Below are 556 nucleotides of genomic sequence, written 5' to 3'. Positions count from 1 at the left end.
TCCTGCACGAAGGTGTAATCACCGCAGTGCTCGACGAATTCGCTCTGGCGAAAGGTCTCCATGAAGAAGCCGCGCTCGTCACCGAATTTTTGTGGGGTCAGCAGCACGACATCCGGGATGGCGAGTTTTTCAAAATTCATGCGGTATTCGCTCCTTGTAGGGGACAGATATCACTTCAACAATCACAGGACTCGATGCCCTGCCGGCCTATGGCACGACAAGGCTCAGTCTCGATAGTACGCAGGCGTGAGGGGCGTCATGAAAATTCCCGCAGCCCTCGCCTTGTTGGCGACGACTGCGGGAAAGCGGGTACATAAGCATTGACTTCACTGCATGCGTACCCGGCCACGGCGCCCGCTCTCAGATGTCGAACTCAGGTGTCGAGCTCAGTAGTTGCCACGGCGCTTGTCATCCAAGCGCTTCAGCAGGTACTGGCCGTAACCGGTCTTCTTGAGTGCGGTGCCCTGCTCTTCGAGCTGCTCGTCGCTGATCCAGCCGTTGGTCCAGGCGATTTCCTCGAGACATGCCACCTTAAGGCCCTGACGATGCTCGATGG

At 57.4% G+C, this 556-nt stretch carries 1 protein-coding gene and 1 pseudogene; both read right to left on the bottom strand.

The genetic code is table 11. From position 1 onward, the window contains the following. On the bottom strand, nucleotides 1-140 hold a 140-nt coding region (locus HXS66_RS17225; protein ID WP_176504174.1), incomplete at its 3' end, for a dTDP-4-dehydrorhamnose 3,5-epimerase family protein. A gap of 246 nt (nucleotides 141-386) precedes the next feature. Continuing rightward, a pseudogene (locus HXS66_RS17525) lies at nucleotides 387-556 on the bottom strand (glucose-1-phosphate thymidylyltransferase); the annotation flags it as partial.

The organism is Cobetia sp. 5-11-6-3 (assembly GCF_013374055.1).
Lineage (GTDB): Bacteria > Pseudomonadota > Gammaproteobacteria > Pseudomonadales > Halomonadaceae > Cobetia > Cobetia marina.
The sequence above is the reverse complement of the archived record's forward strand: the minus strand, read 5'-3'. Positions and strand labels throughout refer to the sequence as shown.